This window comes from Pandoraea norimbergensis (assembly GCF_001465545.3).
In the GTDB taxonomy this organism is placed as follows: domain Bacteria; phylum Pseudomonadota; class Gammaproteobacteria; order Burkholderiales; family Burkholderiaceae; genus Pandoraea; species Pandoraea norimbergensis.
Genome location: NZ_CP013480.3, coordinates 208,365 through 223,971 on the forward strand (window position 1 = coordinate 208,365; position 15,607 = coordinate 223,971).

Annotated in this window: 16 protein-coding genes and 1 tRNA gene; 14 read left to right on the forward strand and 3 right to left on the reverse strand. The window is 63.7% G+C overall.

Annotation, left to right across the window (positions count from 1 at the left end; genetic code table 11):
- Positions 1 to 316: 316 nt before the first annotated feature.
- The 14 genes from AT302_RS00840 (at position 317) to AT302_RS28385 (ending at position 11,057) form a co-directional block, all read left to right on the forward strand.
- On the forward strand, positions 317 to 2,608 hold the full coding sequence (locus AT302_RS00840) for a sensor histidine kinase (protein ID WP_058380008.1): 2,292 nt from the start codon (positions 317 to 319) through the stop codon (positions 2,606 to 2,608).
- Complete coding sequence (locus AT302_RS00845; RefSeq protein WP_058376782.1) at positions 2,609 to 3,346, forward strand: response regulator; 738 nt, start codon at positions 2,609 to 2,611, stop codon at positions 3,344 to 3,346.
- A gap of 111 nt (positions 3,347 to 3,457) precedes the next feature.
- Positions 3,458 to 3,533, forward strand: a tRNA-Phe gene (locus AT302_RS00850).
- Between the two features lie 211 nt (positions 3,534 to 3,744).
- Positions 3,745 to 4,488 (forward strand): 7-cyano-7-deazaguanine synthase QueC, encoded by a 744-nt coding sequence (queC, locus tag AT302_RS00855; RefSeq protein ID WP_058376783.1) that lies wholly within the window; start codon positions 3,745 to 3,747, stop codon positions 4,486 to 4,488.
- Positions 4,489 to 4,510: 22 nt separating this feature from the next.
- Positions 4,511 to 5,146 (forward strand): 7-carboxy-7-deazaguanine synthase, encoded by a 636-nt coding sequence (gene queE / locus AT302_RS00860; protein WP_058376784.1) that lies wholly within the window; start codon positions 4,511 to 4,513, stop codon positions 5,144 to 5,146.
- Positions 5,147 to 5,155: 9 nt separating this feature from the next.
- Positions 5,156 to 5,599: a 6-carboxytetrahydropterin synthase QueD gene (gene queD, locus AT302_RS00865; RefSeq protein WP_058376785.1), complete on the forward strand. Its 444-nt coding sequence runs from the start codon at positions 5,156 to 5,158 to the stop codon at positions 5,597 to 5,599.
- 630 nt (positions 5,600 to 6,229) lie between these two features.
- Positions 6,230 to 6,373: a hypothetical protein gene (locus tag AT302_RS27460; protein WP_157125645.1), complete on the forward strand. Its 144-nt coding sequence runs from the start codon at positions 6,230 to 6,232 to the stop codon at positions 6,371 to 6,373.
- A 59-nt stretch (positions 6,374 to 6,432) separates the two neighbouring features.
- Positions 6,433 to 6,855, forward strand: a complete 423-nt coding sequence (locus tag AT302_RS00875) for a DsrE family protein (RefSeq protein ID WP_058376787.1) — start codon at positions 6,433 to 6,435, stop codon at positions 6,853 to 6,855.
- Positions 6,856 to 7,036: 181 nt separating this feature from the next.
- On the forward strand, positions 7,037 to 7,747 hold the full coding sequence (locus tag AT302_RS00880; RefSeq protein WP_157125646.1) for a tetratricopeptide repeat protein: 711 nt from the start codon (positions 7,037 to 7,039) through the stop codon (positions 7,745 to 7,747).
- 294 nt (positions 7,748 to 8,041) lie between these two features.
- Entirely contained in the window at positions 8,042 to 9,247 is a 1,206-nt protein-coding gene (locus tag AT302_RS00885) for a PrgH/EprH family type III secretion apparatus protein (RefSeq protein WP_058376788.1), read from the forward strand.
- 54 nt (positions 9,248 to 9,301) lie between these two features.
- Positions 9,302 to 9,553 (forward strand): type III secretion system needle filament subunit SctF, encoded by a 252-nt coding sequence (gene sctF, locus AT302_RS00890; protein WP_058376789.1) that lies wholly within the window; start codon positions 9,302 to 9,304, stop codon positions 9,551 to 9,553.
- A 69-nt stretch (positions 9,554 to 9,622) separates the two neighbouring features.
- Positions 9,623 to 9,955: a type III secretion system inner rod subunit SctI gene (sctI, locus tag AT302_RS00895; protein ID WP_058376790.1), complete on the forward strand. Its 333-nt coding sequence runs from the start codon at positions 9,623 to 9,625 to the stop codon at positions 9,953 to 9,955.
- Positions 9,952 to 10,713: an EscJ/YscJ/HrcJ family type III secretion inner membrane ring protein gene (locus AT302_RS00900; RefSeq protein WP_218918981.1), complete on the forward strand. Its 762-nt coding sequence runs from the start codon at positions 9,952 to 9,954 to the stop codon at positions 10,711 to 10,713. The genes sctI and AT302_RS00900 overlap by 4 nt, the downstream gene beginning before the upstream one ends.
- Positions 10,714 to 10,784: 71 nt before the next feature.
- Positions 10,785 to 11,057 (forward strand): hypothetical protein, encoded by a 273-nt coding sequence (locus AT302_RS28385; RefSeq protein ID WP_407668855.1) that lies wholly within the window; start codon positions 10,785 to 10,787, stop codon positions 11,055 to 11,057.
- Here the strand turns inward: AT302_RS28385 and AT302_RS00905 are convergent.
- The 3 genes from AT302_RS00905 to mrdA form a co-directional block, all read right to left on the reverse strand.
- Complete coding sequence (locus AT302_RS00905) at positions 10,967 to 11,884, reverse strand: hypothetical protein (protein ID WP_058376791.1); 918 nt, start codon at positions 11,882 to 11,884, stop codon at positions 10,967 to 10,969. The genes AT302_RS28385 and AT302_RS00905 overlap by 91 nt on opposite strands.
- A 274-nt stretch (positions 11,885 to 12,158) precedes the next feature.
- Positions 12,159 to 13,307 carry a rod shape-determining protein RodA gene (gene rodA / locus AT302_RS00910; RefSeq protein ID WP_058376792.1) on the reverse strand — a complete coding sequence of 383 codons (1,149 nt, stop codon included), beginning with the start codon at positions 13,305 to 13,307 and terminating at the stop codon, positions 12,159 to 12,161.
- Positions 13,307 to 15,601 carry a penicillin-binding protein 2 gene (gene mrdA / locus AT302_RS00915; protein WP_058376793.1) on the reverse strand — a complete coding sequence of 765 codons (2,295 nt, stop codon included), beginning with the start codon at positions 15,599 to 15,601 and terminating at the stop codon, positions 13,307 to 13,309. The genes rodA and mrdA overlap by 1 nt, the downstream gene beginning before the upstream one ends.
- Positions 15,602 to 15,607: the final 6 nt, after the last annotated feature.

Below are 15,607 nucleotides of genomic sequence, written 5' to 3' on the forward strand. Positions count from 1 at the left end.
GCGTCAGCCAGCCTGCCGGGGGCGGGGGGCGCAAACGCGATGGCTTCTGCGGCGCCTGCGGTTGCGCCGACGCCGGCATCGGGCAATGCGCCCGCCAGCGCGTCGGGCACGTCGTCTGCCAAGGCCGCGCCGGCACTCCCGATTACATTGCTGGCCTCGCCTTCTGACGAGGACACCGCGTCGAGTCCCGTCGCGCGTCTTACCGGCCGTCTGCCGCTGGCGTTCAGCGCGGCGTTGCCGCCAGGGGCGTCTCGTGTCAAGTAACAACGGCGGCGGCCTGCTCAAGCGCATTGTCATTCGCACGCTGATCGTCACGATGGCGCTGGTCGCCATCGGCCTCTTCGGCCTGCTCGCGCTTGCCTCCGCCAACACGGAATTCTTCGATCGCTACTATTCGCTGCTCTACACGGCGAACATCGCGGTGGCGATCATCTTCGTCTTCATCGTCGGCGCGCTGATCTGGATCATTCTGGTGCGCCTGCGCCAGCGACGCTTCGGCACGCGCCTGCTCGCCAAGCTCGCGATCTTCTTCGCGCTGGTGGGCGTGTTGCCGGGCGGCATCATCTATCTGGTGTCGTTGCAATTCGTCTCGCGCAGTATCGAGTCGTGGTTCGACGTGCGTGTGGAAACCGCGCTCGACTCCGGGCTCGAACTCGGCCGCGCGATTCTGAACAACGGCTTGTCCGATCTGAGCGCCAAGGCGCAACTCGTCGCGGACAATCTCACCGCGGGCGGCGACAAGGGCGGCACGCTTACGCTGCTGCGCATGCGCGACCAGTTCGGCTTGCAGGACGCGACGATCGTCGACGGCAACGGCCGTGTGCTCGCCTCCGCGTCGGGCAACTTCAACGCGCTGGTGCCCGACTTGCCCACACCGCTGATGCTGCGTCAGGCGAGGGCGCAGTCGCGCGGCTACACGGCCATCGAGGGTGGCGGCGAGGGCTACGACCGGCACACCTCGGACGACCAGTTACGCTGGCGCGTGGTGTTGCGTATTCCCTCGAGCTACACGTCCTCGCTGCAAGACGAAGAGCGCTTCCTGCAAGTCACGCAACTGGTGCCCGCCAATCTGGCGCAGAACGCCGAGGCGGTGCAGAACGCCTATCGTGAATACCAGGAGAAGGCGCTTGGCCGGACCGGCCTGCGCAAGATGTATATCGGCACGCTGACGCTATCGCTGTTTCTCGCCACGTTCGTGGCCATGATGCTGGCGCTGGCGCTCGGGAGTCAGTTGGCGCGGCCGCTGTTCCTGCTCGCGCGCGGCACGCAAGAGGTGGCTGCGGGCGATCTCTCGCCCAAGGGCGAAGTGCGTACCAACGACGAGTTGGGCTTCCTCACGCAGGCATTCAATGCGATGACGCGGCAACTCTCCGATGCGCGCGCCACGGTCGATCGCAACCGGCTGGCGCTCGAAAGCTCGAAGGCTCACCTGGAAAGTATTCTGTCGAGCCTGACGGCCGGGGTGTTCGTGTTTGACCGGGATTTCCGGCTGACCACGGCCAACTCGGGGGCTGAACGCATCTTCAAACAGAGTTTCCAGGGCGAATTGAATCGTTCGCCTTCGCACATTCCGGCCCTCGTGGAGTTTGGCGAAACGTTGCGCCGGGCGTTTGCCGATCGCGATGCCAATGCCGATCTCGGCCCCGGCGGTCACTGGCAGCAACAGATCGGCCTGACGTTGCCCGGCGAAACCGATTCGGTGACCTTGCTCGTGCGCGGCTCGCATCTGCCCGAGCCGGCGATGGCGGTGGCGGGGGTGCCCACGCGCTCGGGTGGCGGGTATGTGGTGGTCTTCGACGACATCAGCGACGTGATCTCTGCACAGCGTTCGGTGGCGTGGGCGGAGGTCGCGCGGCGTCTTGCGCACGAGATCAAGAACCCGCTCACGCCGATTCAGCTCTCAGCCGAGCGCTTGCAGATGAAGCTGTCCGACAAGTTGCCGCCGGCCGAAGCCGAATTCCTGCGGCGCGGCGCGACGACCATCGTCAATCAGGTCGCGGCGATGAAACGCATGGTCGACGACTTCCGCGATTACGCGCGCCTGCCGCCGGCGATCATGCATTCGCTGCAACTCAACGAGCTGATCGGTGAGGTATTGACGCTGTACGGGGTGGATGAAGGGCGTGGTGCGATCCGTCCCTACCTCGGTGCAGACCTGCCGGAAATTCGGGGCGACTCGACGCAATTGCGGCAGGTTATCCATAATCTGCTGCAAAATGCTCAAGATGCAGTGAGCGGAACCGAAAACCCTCTTATCACTGTGGAAACGAAGACAGTAGAATACGCAGGTACGGACGCGGCTCCCGGAGAACCGAAGCGCACGGCAGTGCGTCTCACGATCACGGACAATGGGCCGGGCTTCCCGGCACGCATCCTGACCCGCGCATTCGAACCGTATGTGACGACCAAGGCAAAGGGCACGGGACTCGGTCTGGCGATGGTCAAGAAGATCATCGACGAACACCAGGCGCGCATCGACATCCGCAATCGCACGTTGCCCGAAGGTGAGGGCAGTGCGGGAGCACAGATTTCGATCTTGTTTACTCAATTGGCTGACGACCAGGATCTGTCGCGCAACAAGCCGGCAGAGCACACGAAGGTAGCGTAAATGGCAACCATTTTGGTGGTGGATGACGAAATGGGAATCCGGGAGCTGCTCTCGGAGATTCTGAGCGACGAGGGGCATGTCGTCGAGGTGGCGGAGAACGCACAGGAGGCTCGCGCCTATCGTGCGGCGCATACCCCCGACCTCGTGCTGCTCGATATCTGGATGCCCGATACCGACGGCGTGACATTGCTCAAGGAATGGGCGGCACAGCAACTGCTGACCATGCCGGTGATCATGATGTCGGGTCACGCGACGATCGACACCGCCGTCGAGGCGACCAAGATCGGCGCGCTCAACTTCCTCGAAAAACCGATTGCCTTGCAGAAATTGCTGCAAGCGGTCGAGCAGGGACTCGTGCGCGGCAAGCGCGACGCCGTCGGCGGAGCGCCCAGCGCGTTCGATGCCGCCGACGACGAGCTCGAGACCGGCGTGTTCGGCGAGAGCGAACCCCGCCACGCGGCAACGGGCCTGAACGGCACCACGGTGCACGCGCCGTTGGGTGCTCATGATGCCGACGGGGCCGTGGGCGTCGGTGGTGCAGGACTCGCCGCAGACATCTCGTTCGACGTACCGCTGCGCGAAGCGCGCGATGCCTTCGAGCGCGCGTACTTTGCTTATCATCTGGCGAAGGAACACGGCAGCATGACGCGTGTGGCCGAGAAGACGGGACTCGAGCGCACGCACTTGTATCGCAAGCTCAAGCAGTTGGGTGTGGAGCTTTCCAAGAGCAAGACCTGAGGTCACCGGCGAAAGTCCGGGGCGTCGAGCGGCCGGCGCGCAATTCCCGCAGGTTTTTTCGACAAAGGGCTTGCGAAAATCATCAGGGCTCTCTATAATCGCTTTTCTCTTGGCCCGGTAGCTCAGTTGGTAGAGCAGCGGATTGAAAATCCGCGTGTCGTTGGTTCGATTCCGACCCAGGCCACCAAATTCGAAGGGCTTGCGCACAGCGCAAGCCCTTTTTGCGTTTCACGGAAACGCGCCCCGATGAGGGGTATAACGCCCCGCTGATATTGCGCCGATTGCGTTATGTCGCGTGACCCTCTCCCGCACGCGGGCTGCCCCGGTAGCCTGAATCGCGTGCCCGGCCCCCGTCGTCCTGACGGCGAGGGCGATACTGATACTGCTAGCGCAAGATCATGACGACAAGCACCGATTCCGCTCTGGTTCTGTTCTCCGGTGGACAGGATTCGACCACTTGCCTCGCGTGGGCGCTCTCGCGCTATGCGCGCGTCGAGACGCTGGGCTTCGACTATGGCCAGCGTCACAGCGTCGAGCTGGAGTGTCGCACCGACGTTCTCGCCAAGATGCGCCAGCGCTTCCCGCATTGGGCACCGCGCATGGGCGACGATCACATGATCGACCTGTCGATCCTGGGGCAGATCAGTGAGACTTCGCTCACGCGTGAGACCACCATCGCGATGGCGGCCAACAACCTGCCGAACACGTTCGTGCCGGGCCGCAATATCCTGTTTCTGACGATCGGCGCAACGATCGCCTATCGCCGAGGCCTGCGCGTGCTCGTGGGCGGCATGTGCGAGACGGACTTCTCGGGCTACCCCGACTGCCGCGACGACACCATGAAGGCCTTGCAGGTCGCGCTGAACCTGGGCATGGACCAGCGTTTTATCGTCGAGACGCCGCTGATGTGGATCGACAAGGCCGACACCTGGCAGATGGCGCAGGATCTCGGCGGCAACCTGCTGGTCGAAACCGTGCGTGAAGACACGCATACGTGCTATCTGGGCGAGCGCAGCGTGCTGCATCCGTGGGGTTACGGCTGTGGCGAGTGCCCGGCGTGCCAACTGCGTCAGCGCGGCTACGAGCAGTGGCGTGCGCGCGGTAATGACGCGGATAATCATCAGACGCACGGCGCGGCCTGATCCATCAAGAATCGAGAGCATCATGACGTACGCGGTTAAGGAAATCTTCTACACCTTGCAGGGCGAGGGCGCGAATGCCGGCCGCCCGGCGGTGTTCTGCCGGTTTGCGGGGTGCAACCTGTGGACCGGGCGCGAAGAGGACCGTGCCGAGGCCGTATGCCAGTTCTGCGATACCGAATTTGTCGGTACCGATGGCGAGAACGGCGGCAAGTACCGCACGCCGGCCGACCTCGTGGCGCAGATCGTGGCGTTGTGGCCGGAAGGCGACCGCGCGCATCGCTTCGTGGTTTGCACGGGCGGTGAGCCGCTGCTGCAACTGGATGCCCCGCTGATCGCGGCACTCCATGCCGAGGGCTTTCGCATCGCTGTAGAGACCAATGGCACGCAAGTGGTGCCCGAAGGCATTGACTGGGTGTGCGTGAGCCCGAAGGCCGATGCCGGGCTGGTCGTCACGCGTGGCGACGAACTGAAGGTGGTAGTGCCGCAGGATCGCCAGCGTCTGGCCGAATACGAGACGCTCGACTTCACGCACTTCTATCTCCAGCCGATGGATGGTCCGCTGCGCGACACCAATACGAAGCTGGCGATCGATTATTGCAAGTCGCATCCGCGCTGGTCGCTGTCGATGCAGACGCACAAATACCTGAATATTCCCTGAGCCGTTGCCGTGATTACGATTACCCGGAAACTTGAATTCGATGCGGGCCACCGCATTCCCGACCACCGCAGCCAGTGCCGCAACCTGCACGGGCATCGCTACGTGCTCGAGATCACGCTCGCGGGCGAGGTGAGCCGAGAGAGCGGCGCGTCGGACAACGGCATGGTGATGGATTTTGCCGACGTGAAAGCACTCGCCAACGAGCACCTTGTCTCGGTGTGGGATCACGCGTTCCTCGTGTACGAGGGCGATACGGCCGTGCGCGATTTTCTGGCGACGATGCCCGACCACAAGACGGTCGTGTTCGATCGCGTGCCGACGGTCGAGAACCTCGCGGCCGCCGCGTTTGACAAACTGAGCGGCGTATTCGACGCCCACTACGGCCGCGACCTGCGACTGGTGCGTTTGCGCTTGTACGAGACACCGAACTGCTGGTCGGAAGTCACGGCGTAACGCATTAACGGTGCCGCGAAGCCCCCGCGAAAACGAGCCGAAGCTTGCCAAGTTTTAGGTGGGAGCTTTCCGAATTCGGTGGGCACTGACCTACCGAGACGCGAATTCGAAAGCATCCGTCGAAAGCCGGGGCAGCCCGTCGTGAGACATCCGAAAGTGTGAGCCCGCCAGATCCTGAGTCTGGCGGGCTTTTTCACTTCTGGAAGAATCATGACGAGAGTATCTGTTACCGAACTTCGATGGGCGCCGGTCGACAATGAAAGAAACGGCGGCGGCGTCCCGCCTGACATCGTGCGGGATTTGAATCAAGCGCTGAATCTGCGCCGGGTTGGCTTGCCACCATTGCAAATCGACGCAACGTCGACGATCGTGCCGCCCCCGGCATCGTACGAAAGACGTGCGGTCCTGCGCGACGCACTACGCACCGATCTCGCATCCGTACGCCGCATGCCGGACGCCGAAGAGGCCCCTCGCGCGGCACCCGACAGACACGCCCGCGGAGGGACGCGAAATCAGGACGGCAGACGCGGGAATCTGGCTGTGCAACCCGGTTGGACGCCACCCAGCGCAAGACGGGCAGCGATTCCCGCTGCATACGAGCGACGCCCCGAACCCGCCGTCGACAAAGACTTGCCCCCGTCATACGAATCGCAAGTCGCTTCGCCGCTGGCCTACACATCGCTGAACGTCCCGCCGCCGTATGCACCACCGGACAAGGCGTGGCTGGGTGCGTTCTTCGGCCAGCTCCGCCGCGCGGACGTCGATCACGGCTGAACGGCGCCATCGCGATATGATGCGAGTTGCACACCGTAACTCATAGGGGACAACTCAAAATGAAATCGCTTCTGCGCGGCTTGTTCGCCGCTTTGCTGTTGACGGCGTTTGCTTTGCCCGCCACGTCGGCGTTTGCGAAAGACAAAGTCGTGTACCACATCAATGACGCCGAAAGTCAGGCGCTCGCCGGGCTGCGCAATATCCGCAATCAGCTCGATACGGTCCCGGATACCGATGTCGTGGTCGTCGCGCATGCGAAGGGCGTTGACTTCCTGATGAGCAACTACAAGGATGCCGCGACCGTCGGGCCGCTCGTCGCCGCACTGCATGGCCGTGGCGTGAAGTTCGAGGTGTGCGAGATCACCATGAAGCAGCGCAATCTCACGAAAGACCAGTTCGTGCTTGAGGCCGACTTCACGCCGTCGGGCGTGGTGGAGCTCACGCGTCTGCAACAACAGGGCTACGCGTATATCAAGCCGTAACGCGACATCGTGGAAATGCGACTCGGGCGCGTGATGTTCGCGCCCGGTCGACGTAAAAGCCGCACCCCGAACGCCGGATATCGATCTGGTCTTCGGGGTGTTTTCGTATGCGACGTCACTCGCCGACGCGCGTCGCCGGTTTGGCGCACAATAGGCGCGTGCCCGTCCCCGGAGGTACCTCATGTCGACGTCTTACGCCATGCGCTGGCTGCTCGCCAGCACCACGCTCGCGCTAGTGAGCGTTGCGTGCCAATCGATTCCCTATGCGGTGGCGGCGGCGCAGGCCCCCGCGCAGGCACTCACCGACCGGGCAGTCCATGACTATGAGGCGGGTCAGCAGACACAGGCGCTCGATGAGTTTCGCCGGGCCGCGCAGCAGGGCAACCGGCTGGCCCAGTTCGACTACGCGATGATGTTGCTCGCAGGCGAGGGCGGCACCCCCGATCCGCAGGGGGCCGTGCAATGGCTTGATCGGGCGGCCAACGCCGGCATGACGCAGGCACAGTACGTGTACGGCAAGATGTACGACGATGGCTACGTCGTGGACAAGTCGATTCCACAGGCCAACCACTGGTACGAGAAGGCCGCCAAGCAAGGCCACGTGCAGGCGCAGGCGGCCATTGCCAACGAGTACTTCATCGGTCGTGGCGTGCCCAAGGATTACAAGATCGCCTTCGGCTGGTACGAAAAAGCGGCAAAGGGTGGCGATCTGCCGTCGCAATACATCGTGGCTAGCTACTACGAGCGCGGCTACGGTGTCGTCACTCCCGATCTCAATCAGGCCCGCTTCTGGTACGAGAAAGCCGCTGCGCAGGGGGATGTTGCTGCGCAGGGCAAACTCGATGCCTTCAAGCGGCAGGGCGCGCCGGGTAGCGCGGCGTCTACCCGCTGACCGCCCGAACTGACGCCCTCACGCCTCCCACGCCTCCCACGCCTCCCCAAGCCCTCACATCTCACTTCCGACATCGCGAGCCACGCCGCACGTGGTCGCCAAGTCGCGTCTGCAAATCATGATCACTGTCGGGAGATTTAAGAAGAATCCCATCAGGACTCGTCGGCTTAGCGTCAGTAGCATCGGCGTCAACGATGTTACTCATAAGGAGCGCGAACGCCGCAGGTCGCGGAGGACTTCGCGGGGGTTGCCGACCCGCACCGACCGCACACGCTGCCCGTTTGCGAAGAATCGATGGCGCCAGACACTTCGACGGATGCGATCGAAAGCGTGCAGCACAGTGCCGTATTGCGGCTGCTCACCGGGCCGATGCGTGGTTGCGAGTTCACGCTGACCGAGGGTGTCACGCTATTCGTCATCGGCCCGAGTGATCCGGCCGTCGACCGCGGCTGGCAAGCGGATATGCCGCCGAACGCCATTTACGTGCCGATGGATGGCGAGGGTGACAACTTCGAGGTACTCGTCGATCACGACGACCGCCCGGGTCTCTTCGTCAGAGTGTTGAGTGACGTGGCGGGCAGAGAGGTCGCTATCGACGCGACCCAGATCGCGGAGATCGGAGACGTGTGCATCGGTGTCAGGCGCGTGAATGAACCTTGGTCGACGCACGTCTCGCGCAGCATGTGCGCCCAACGTGGCCCATCCGACGCGGTACAGCACTCGGTCGGGCGCCGCCGCTGGCAACAGATGTTCTGGGGCACATTGCTGCTCGCGGTCCTCGCAGGCGGCGTTTGGTTCTACGTCCGTAGCGCGCCGCAACGTCAAGCCGAAGGCATTGCCGAGTATCTGGAGACGATCGGCGGCCGTGCACAGGTGCTGCCGGGCACCGACGGCATGATGTACGTGCTCACGGAAGACAGCGCACAGCGTCTGTCCCTGACACGCATCCTCGGTGCTGCCGTGATCCAGCGCGAGGGGCTGGTCGTGCTCGCACTCGACGAAGAGAACGAGCGCATCACGCAGTGGATCGACGCCTCGCGTAATCAGGTCCCTTACTTCAAGCTGTATTTCGACGATCCGGCGGCGCCCGAACTCTGGGTCGGCAAGCAGCATTTCCGGCTCTCGGAACACGAGGCCACACAGTTCCGCAGCCTGCTGCACGAAAAGATGCCCTACGCGAAGCGGGTGAGCATCGTGCCGCACGACGAAGCGGACGCCAGTAACGAGGCCGAAGACGCGCTCAAGCGCCAGATGGTGCCGTTTCTGCGCACCGATACCCCCGAGGGCGTGACATTTCACATCAGTGCTGAACTCGACGACGTGCAACTGCGCCGGCTGTACAGCTTCATGCAGAGCTTTGCCAAGCGCTGGGGGACCAAGCTCGTGCGCTTCAACGTTGATTTGCGCGACGACTGGACGGGGCAGAAATCGTACGCCTACGGCACGATGGCCTACATCAAAGAGGGGCCACATCAGTGGCAGTTTGTTAACCGACAGTAAGCAGTAAGCGGCAGTGACCGGCAGCGACCGGGAGCCAGCCGCCAAGGAGACGTCATGACCACCATCAATGCACCCGACGATCTGCGATCGCTCGAGAAGATATCGGCATCGTTCGACGAAAAGGCCAGGACGCTGAAGCAGCGCGTCGACGATGCGCTCGCGGCCATTCAGGGCGACGCCAGCGATGCGCAGACACTTGCCAAATATCAAGCCGTGCTCGGGGAGTACACGCTGGTGCAGAGCGCGCAATCCGCCTCCGTCAAGACTTGGCGCGATACCGCCGCCGGCATCATCCAGAAGTTCTGACGTCGCGCGCCTCACCACCGTCTGCATCGTCCGTCTTCTGCCCTTTGCCCTTCATCCAGCGAGCCCCCCATGTCGACCGCTCCCACGGCACTCTCGCCACCATCGCGCCCCACGGCGCCCCCGGTGTTTTCCACTGCCGATACTTCGACATCGGTGATCGCCGGTCAACCCGACACCGGCGATTCGCTGGCGTCGCGCTTCCTGCGCGCCGCCGCCGACATGTCCGCCCGATTCGAAGCCGATCGCACGCAGATTGCCGATGACGTCCACCGGATCGACCCGACCGACCTCGTGGCCATGAACGCCATGCAGGCCCGGCTGGCGCAATACAGCCTGGATGTGTCGATGACGTCCACGCTTGCCCGCAAGGTCGTCGGGGCCGTGGAGGCGTTATTAAGGTGAAGCATCGCTACGTCCTCGTCGTGTGTGCACTCATGCTGCTGGCCGGTTGCCGGCGCGGCGAGATGTTGCTCACGTCGCTCGACCAGCAGCAGGCCAACGAAGTCGCGGCGGTGCTGCTTCGTCACGACATTGCGGCGGAAAAGGTCGATGCCGGCAAGGCGGGCTACGCGATCCGAGTCGACGCGAACGACTTCCCATCCGCCGTCGACTGGCTCAAGACCTACGACCTGCCGTCGCGCCCGCGTGTGGAGATCGCCCAGATGTTTCCGCCCGACGCGCTGGTGGCGTCGCCGCGCGCCGAGCGCGCGCGATTGTATTCGGCCATCGAACAACGGCTTGAACAGTCGCTGCGTCTCATGCGTGGCGTGCTGGCCGCGCGCGTTCACGTGAGCTACGACGTAGAAGGTCTCGCCGCAGACCAGGGGCAATCGGCCCCTCACATTGCTGCGGTCGCGATCTATCAGAACGACGTGGATGCGACTGCGCTCATCAACGATGTGAAGCGCTTTCTGAAGAACAGCATCGACGACGTGCGCTACGAAAACATCTCAGTGGTGCTTTCGCCGCAACCGGCCGCCATCGATGTGCCAGCCAAGGCGCCGGTGAGCCACGACAACGCCGGGTCCGGGTACTGGACAACGGGGTTGCTCGCGCTGCTGCTCGCTTTCGCCGTCGTGGCCGGCATCGGCATGCTGACGCGTGCGCGTTCGCGGGCGGCAAGGCAACGCCCATTCCCGACGCTGGAGGACCTGCCATGACCCTGACGCCCGCGGGCAAGCCCTGCCTGCGCGAGTCGCCCAGTGCGATCGCGGTCAACTGGCGAATGATGATGTTCGACCCGGTGTCGTATATCCACCCGGCGCACTTCGCGTTGCCCGAGCCGTTCTCGTCGCCGCGTCAACGTGCCGTCGTCAACGAGATTCTGATCGTTGCGCTGCGGCTCATCGCGCAGGTTGGCCCCGGTGGTCCGGACAACGCCGGACAGTCGGGGCCGGTGGACACTACGCTGGATCAGAGACCGCGGTTCGCGAGCATTTGCCTGAGCAGACCCGAATTGAACCCAGACTGTTGCTGCAATTGTTCTACGAAGGTGAGGGGCTGATTCGTTTGCAGGGCACGTGCGGCACGTGCAGCACGGACAGTGTTCTGACTCGCTGCCGAAAACGTGGCGCTGCGCACGATGTCAGTGCGGGGTTTCGGCTTGGGAGGTTGCGCCGCCGTGGTGACGTCGGGCAGCGATGCGTTGCGCGGCATTGGCGTGGGACGCCCGAGCGTTGCTGCGATCGCGACCGGCACCGCACCCGGCGAACGACGCGGTGCCGCAATCGGCACGGCCGGAGCGCCCATGCCGGCCGCGCGCGCACGTGCGGCTTCAACACCGTTGCGCAACGCCTCGCGATTCATTTTCGGCGGCAGCGGCGGCGTATCGCCGGGACTGCGCGCGAGCTCCGCCATGATCTCCGGCAACAGGCCCCAGTCAGCTTTGTTGGGTATGGTGGAGGTGCCAATGCTGCCGGCACGGGCTCGCGCATCCGGTGTGATGTGCTTTGGGCTCGCCAACGCCGGTGCACTGGCGGACCGGGGGCGGTGCATCACCGATGATTTGCGTGCTTGCGCGGGCGGCGGGGAATAAGAATCGCAATGCGTTCGCAAGGTCATGATCAGGTCCTGCGTGGCGGGCTTGCTCAGGCGTAGCGAGTCTTGCTGGAGCGTCGATTTCGCGCTCTCGCAAAACTGGTTCTGCTTGAGAAATTTCAGCGCCCGATGCGTTTCCTTCGGATGCAGCAAGTACTGCATGCCCTTGTAGATCGTGAGCGAACCGTCCTTGCGGATGCCGACGCGAAGGTCTTGCGTATCGAAGGCTTCCGTTTTCAGGTACTCCAACGTCGCAGATGACTTGTTGGCAACCGAGTGCAGCGTATTTGACATGACGTAATCTCCTCTTCCAATGGGACGCACGCGCACGCTGTCCCGCGAGAGACACCGGTGTTCCGGGTGCCGCTGGCAAGGGTTTCGCGTCGGGCCGTGCAGGATCAGATTCGGTTTTACGCGATGCGCATACCAGCGACTCGCAGATAACGCTCATCGTCAGGCCGGTGAGCGGACGATGAAAAACAAACGGCAGAGCGAAGGCTCTGCCGTTGTTGTGACGACACGCTGAGCGGGTATCAGCGCATCGGTGTGAAGGGGACGTTGAGCGCCGTCAGCTCTGCATCAATCGCTTCTCGCGCGCGACACTCATCAGAATGCCAATGCCGAGACCCAGGGTCACGAGCGCCGTACCGCCGTAACTCATGAACGGCAGCGGCACGCCCACCACAGGCAGAATGCCGCTCACCATGCCCATGTTCACGAAGGCGTAGGTGAAGAAGATCATCGTCACCGCGCCCGCGAGCAAGCGGCCGAACAGCGTGGCGCCCGACGCGGCAATCATCAGCCCGCGCGCGACCAGCAGCAGATACAGCAGAATCAGCACGCCTTCGCCGATCAATCCGAACTCCTCGGCGAACACGGCGAAGATGAAGTCGGTGTGCTTCTCGGGAATGAATTCCAAATGGGCCTGCGTGCCCTTGAGCCAGCCTTTGCCCATGGTGCCGCCCGAGCCGATGGCGATCACCGACTGAATCGTGTGGAAGCCCTTGCCCAGCGGGTCGGACGTCGGGTCGAGCAGCGTGCACACGCGGTGCTTCTGGTAGTCGTGCAGGATGTGCCACTCGACGTCGGGCTGACAAATTTTGTCTTCCAGCGCGAGGATTGTGCCAATGCCGATGATGCCGGCGATGAGCACCGGCAGAATCAGCTTCCACGACAACCCGGCCAGATAAATCACGTACAGCCCGGCGGCGGCCACCAGCAGGCCGGTGCCCAGGTCGGGCTGCTTGGCGATCAGGCCCACCGGCACGCCGAGCAGCGCAAGCGCGGCCAGATAATCGAACCAGCGAATGTTGCCTTCGCGTTTCTGGAAGTACCACGCCAGCATCAGCGGCATGGCGATCTTCATGATCTCGGACGGCTGGATCACCATGCCGACGTTCAGCCAGCGCTTAGCACCCTTCTTCGTCAGGCCGAACATGGCGACGGCAATGAGCAACGCCACCCCGGCGGTGTAGAGCGGCACGGCAAACTTCATCAGCGTTTGGGTGGGCATCATCGCGAGCACCCACATCAGGATGAATGTCAGCACGATGTTGCGGATCTGGTCTTCGACGCGCCCGGGCACGTCGATGCTGGCGCTGTAGAGCGTGACGAGTCCCACGCACAGCAACAGGAACACGATCAGCGCGAGCGGCTTGTCGAAGGCGACGAACAGGCGCTTGACCTGTTCTTTCCACGTATGTTTGTCGAGCGCCATCATGGCGTTCCTCCTTGCGCGCTTTGTGCACGGATCGCCGCGCGATGGCGGGCTTCGTCGGCAACGGTCGGGCTCACGGCAGGCTGACGTTGTGGCGTTGGCGGTGCGGGTGGTGCTTTGGCAGCGTTTGCGGCACTCGGTGCCGACGCTTTGCCACCGGCCGGCTGTGCCGCGCCGGCGACGGCTGCCGAGGCAACGCCTGCGGCACCCGGCGCAACGCGCGGGACGGTCGTCGTGGCCGGATTGGCCGGGCCGTAGCCCGCCGCAGCACGCAGCCCCAGTTCGGCGGCGCTGGCGGGCGGTGCGTCAGGCGCAGCCGACACGCCCGTGCCCGCGACGCCGGACGCGGCGCCCGGTACCGACGCCCCGGCTTGCAGCGCGGCCGCCTCGGCAGCGCGCTCCTTCGGTTCGTCCACGAGGTAGTAGTCGAGCAGACGGCGCGCCACCGGACCGGCCTGCGCGCCACCCCAACCGGCGTTCTCCACGATCAGCGCGATGGCGATCTTCGGATTTTCGGCAGGTGCGAAGGCGATGAACAGCGCGTGGTCGCGCTTGAACTCCGGAATCGCGTTGTGGTTGTACTTCTCGTTCTTGCCCAGCGAGTACACCTGCGCCGTACCGGTCTTGCCGCCGGCGTCGTACGGCGCACCAGCGAATGCCTGACGGCCCGTGCCTTCCTTGATCACACCGACCATCGCGCGTTTGACGAAGTCGATGTCGGCCTGCTTGTACGGCAGACGCGCGCTCTCGTGCGGCACGGTGAGCTGGCGCGAGTGCGACACGGGGTCTTCCACCGCCTTCACGAGGTGAGGCTTCATCACCACGCCGTCGTTGGCCAGCGTGGCCGTGGCGTGGGCGAGTTGCAGAATCGTGAACGAGTTGTAGCCCTGACCGATGCCCAGACTGATCGTCTCGCCGTCGTACCACTTCTGCTGCGCAGCCGTTTTGTAGGCTTTGCGCTTCCACTCGGTCGAGGGCAGGATGCCGCGCGCTTCGCCTTCGATGTCGATGCCGGTCAGCTGGCCGAAGCCGAGCGGCTTCATGAAGTCGTGGATCGCGTTCACGCCGAGGTCGTGCGCGAGCATGTAGTAATAGGTGTCGTTCGACACCACGATCGAGCGGTACATGTCGATCCAGCCCTGACCGTTGCGCACGTCGTTGCGGAACGTGTGGTTGCCGAGCGTGAACGAGCCCGTGTCCTGAAAGCCCCAGTTGGTCGTGCGCTTGCCCAGCGTCAGGGCCGCGAGCGCCATGAACGGCTTGTAGGTGGAACCGATCGGGTAGGTGCCGCGCAGCGGACGGTTGAGCAGCGGCCGGTCGGCCGAGTTGTTCAGGGCGTCCCAGTTCTGCTGATCGATGCCTTCGACGAACATGTTCGGATCGAAGCTTGGCGCAGAGACGAAGGCGAGCACGTCGCCGGTCTTCGGCTCGATCGCGACCACGGCACCGCGCCGTCCGGCAAACGCCTGCTCGGCGACCTGCTGGAGCTTGATGTCGATGGACAGCACCAGGTTGTCGCCCGGCGTGGCAGGCGTGCGCGAGATCGTACGCACCGGCCGGCCGCCGGCGGTCACTTCGATTTCTTCGAAGCCTGTGATGCCGTGCAACTGCGTCTCGTAGCTCTGTTCCACGCCGATCTTGCCGACGTAGTCCGTGCCCTTGTAGTTGTTCACGTCGCGGCGGATGTCGTACTTCGCGCTATCGCTGTCGTTCTCGTCGCTCATCGCCTCGATGCGCTGGCGATCGCGTAGCGAGATGCGGCCGATGTAGCCGATCACGTGCGCGGCGGTCTCTCCCAGCGGATATTGCCGGAACAGACGTGCGTGCACGTCGACCCCGGGGAAGCGGAAGCGTTGTGCGGTGAAGCGGGCGACTTCGTCATCGGTCAGGCGCGTGCGGATCGGCAGGCTCTCGAAGCTCTTGCTGTCGTCCATCAGCTTCTTGAAGCGGGCGCGGTCGCGTGGCGTGATGTCGATCACGTCGGACAGATCGGTAATCAGATCTTCGAGCGGACGGCCGATCTTCGACGGCGTGATTTCCAGCGTGTAGGCGGAGTAGTTACGCGCGAGCACTACGCCGTTGCGGTCCATGATCACACCGCGGTTGGGCACGATCGGGGCGAGCGAGACGCGGTTTTCGTCGGCTTGCAGGGCGTACTGATTGTGGCGGAAGACTTGCAGATAGACGAAACGGACCGCGAGCAGGCTGAAGCAGATCAGCACAAAGAGCGCGGCCGCCGTCACCCGCAGGTGAAACGTCTGTAGTTGCTGCTGGGGATTCTTGAACTCGGTCATGCTGGC